Here is a 3702-nt window from a genome sequence, read left to right on the forward strand (position 1 = left end):
GCAAGCTTTTTAGTGCTTACCCAGGGGAGGAGACCAGAGTTTTCTTTTTATTAATTTTCGGACTTACGATAGGCGTGTTCCTTTACTCATTTGGGTTGGGAGCGACCGTATTATTTCTTGAACACCACGGAAGCAAAAGCTTGCCAGAGGCGTTCGGCTTGTCTGGTGCAGTAGCACTGATACTTTCTGTTTTATACTCTTATCTGAACCTGAGATTACCCTTTGCCAAACTTGCGGCATTATTTATATTTATTCTCACAGCTGGTTTTTTGTATGTTTTCTACGATTTCGAAATCAGCAACGACCCTGTTTCTATAAGAAATGCATTCGTACTTATCATTCCGGCTGGTCTCATCCTGATAATGATTTTCAACAGCCTTTTTTCCTCTCTATTTGACATAAGCCAGGTAAAAAGGTTATCTAAGAAAATAAACTTCGGAATAGTTGGTGGCGGAGCCGCAATATTATTTGCTGCACCTTGGCTTCAAAATTATTTCTCGATGGAATTAAGCCTCTTTATGTTTATCGGAGGGGTTGCAGGTTTACTTTCATTAATGATTCTAGGGCTTACCATAGTCACTTTTAGAGGGTTAAATGAGTTGCAGGTAAGTGCTCAGTTCGTAGGTTTCAATAATAAGTATCGCAAGCTATTTAAAGATCGATATTTTGTGTTACTAAGTGCTTTTGTATTGTTAGCAGCAGTTACACTTACTTTCGTAGATTTTTCTTTCTTCTCGGTTGTGCATGTACAATATGCCGAGGCTGAGCATAATCAGATAAAGATGATGAGGTTTCTATCATTCTTTACCGGGTCTGTGCTTATCGCCTCATTTATGGTACAGGCTTTCATAAGTAAGTGGAGTATTCAGCAATATGGTATGAAAGCCTCACTGCTCATCACGCCAGTGATGCTGTTTTTAGTTATAGGTATAGCATATGGTGTGGGTCAGTACTTTGGGCACACGCTTGAGTCAGATACATTTTTTCTATTCTTTATTGTTGTAATAGCCACTAAGGCTGTTGCCTGGGCTTTAGAAATGGGCTTACAAGAACCCGTATTCAAGCTTTATTTTCTGCCGATTAGCTCTTCGTTGCGTTTCGACATACAGTCTAAAGTGGAGGGAGCTGTTAAAGCATTTGCTTTGTTGTTTGGCGGGGTATCCCTGATGCTAATTGCTAAAATCAAAGCATTCGAATTTTTATACTATCCTTTTGTAATTGCAGGTCTTATCGTGATGTGGGTGATAGTCATCTACAAAATAAGTCTCATGTATAGACATTTGCTTAAAGAAAGCCTCGACAAGCAGCAGGATATGATCAAAAGCAATAAGGGACTGTCTGAAAGCTACCTTGAGCAGTTAGTAGAGTCGGTTTATGAGCAAGATCATAAGAAGATGTCCAGGTATTTGAGTGTACTTAATATCCTCGACCCGGTTATCTATAAGAAAACACTGATCAAACTGCTGGATGCGGAAGACTCTCACATTCAGGAAATGGCCCTTAGACAATCTGCCGATTTATGTCTGCTAGATGCTATCCCGGTACTTGAGAAAATAATGGGAAGCAAATACTACCCGGTGCTAAGAACATCAGAATTGATCAAAAGAGTTTATACTCGACTAAAGGCCGCTGAGTTTAGATTAGAAAAAATAAAATATATCGAGCAGCTTACGCTTTCTAAATTACCAAGTGAAAGAACATTTGGGGCACTTCTTACCAATTATGCCGATGATAACATGAAGGGGAAGTTGCTGAATAAATTATTTAGAGACCCTCATGTAGAAGTAAGGTATCATGCTGTAACCGCTGCAGCAGGATCAGATAATTTAGATCTTCATAACAACCTGATAGAAAAGCTGAGTAGCCCTGCGTATAGCAATGCGGCAGTAGCTGCCATTGCCGCCACAGGAGAGCAATTGTTTCATATGCTGGAAACTGCATTTTTCCTTTCAGGACAGAAGCAAAAAACACAGTTAAGGATAGTGCAGATTTACGGAAGGGTTGGTTCTGAACGAGCAGTTGAGTTACTTATAAAAAAGCTCAATTACCCTAATCAAAATGTAATTACCGAAGTACTGAAAGCACTCAGTAAATGCGGACATACACTTGATGCCAGTAAAGCCTTACAAATAAGGACGGAGCTGGATAATGTCTGTAATACCGCGATTTATAATATGTCTTTACTCATGGACTTAAAACGAGAAGGATGCTCAGACCTATTGAAGGATGCCGTTTTAAGGGAGATAGACACAAATTATGACAATATTTTCAGGCTAATGGCTCTCATTTACGATCCACGCTCTGTTGAATTAGTAAAAACGAACATCTCTAGTGGAAATGTAGAGGAGGCTGAGTTTGCATCGGATCTACTCGATGTATTTTTGAGTGATGAGATGAAGCCTATGCTTATTCCAATTCTAAGCACCTCTCAGTATGAAGAAAAAGTGCAGCAGCTAAGATTTAAGTTTCCAACTGAGCCTATAACAAAACATGAAGTGCTGGTCAACCTGATTCAGCGCGACTATAAATGGGTAAATAGATGGACAAAGGCCTGTGCACTCCGAGAGTTAGCACAAATGACAGAAGCAAGTGATCAGGGGGTATTCGCGGCCAATTTAGTCAACCCTGATTCTATATTGAGAGAAACGGCAGCAGAGGCCATTTATGAGATTTATAGAGAAAATCTAGATACTTACAAAGACAGGTTCCAGGATTTGAAAAGGTACGATACTACCACACATACAATCGAAAAGGTGATTGCAGAACGCAATCAAGATAAAGGTACCTCTTTGATGAAGTTTGAAATAATCGCGTTCCTTAATGATGTTCCTGATTTTATGAAAATACCGGGTCTTGTCCTTTCTGAAATAGCGAAGGTAATGACTCCAATGAAATTTGAAAGTGGGGACAGTATAGATAACTATGATTCTACAGCTCAAATGGATTATTATGTGGTATACCAGGGGAGTGTAGAATTATTGAAAAATGGGGATTTCTACAATAAGTTTGAAGCAGGTAGTTTTATCCATAATCTCGACTGGATAAATAAAACCAGAGATTTCGTAGAGCTGAAAGCACAGTCTGAGGTGATCATCCTTAAAATAAAAAGGCAGAACTTGAATGAGCTGATGTCCTTTTACGATGAAATTCCGGCTTCAATTTTATATAAGGCCGGGGATACCACTATTAAAAATCAAAAAGAATTAGTCACCGTATAAAGAAGGCTTGAGTTTGTCGAGATCAGAGAATATGAGTGAAAAGCTTTCGATATGCTGTCTTTTTATAGCAGAAGACAATACCTCAGATGATGCTTCTTTGGGGTGGGTTGATTTGTTAGAAAAGTATTTGGTATATGTAGCCAATAAAAGACACAATACTTCTCTATCTCTACAAAAATTAGCCATTCAAGAACATGTGATTTCCACTGAAGCCATCAGTAATGAAATTGTACTCGTGGTAGTATCAGAGGCGGCTCAAAATAATACATACTGGCAACAAACTGTAGATTTATTGCTAAAAACTGATAATGACAGGTTAGTTATTTCGCTAGTAAAAGAGCCGCTCACCTCAAATAATCTTCCTCAGCGACTACGATCACACAAAATTTTTGATTTCTACCTACTGGATTCAGGAAGCGGTGAGGTTGTGCCGGTAGAAAGACTTTTGTCTACCCAATACTTAAATACTTATTTGTTTAGGGTA

General features: G+C 38.8%; 2 protein-coding genes. Both read left to right on the plus strand.

Going from position 1 to position 3702, the window contains the following annotated elements:
* On the plus strand, positions 1 to 3218 hold a 3218-nt coding region (locus tag E1176_RS20500), incomplete at its 5' end, for a hypothetical protein (RefSeq protein WP_185152617.1).
* Between the two features lie 13 nt (positions 3219 to 3231).
* The coding region (locus E1176_RS04270; protein ID WP_155209333.1) for a hypothetical protein at positions 3232 to 3702 on the plus strand (471 nt) is incomplete at its 3' end.

Source organism: Fulvivirga aurantia (genome assembly GCF_009711475.1).
GTDB lineage: Bacteria > Bacteroidota > Bacteroidia > Cytophagales > Cyclobacteriaceae > Fulvivirga > Fulvivirga aurantia.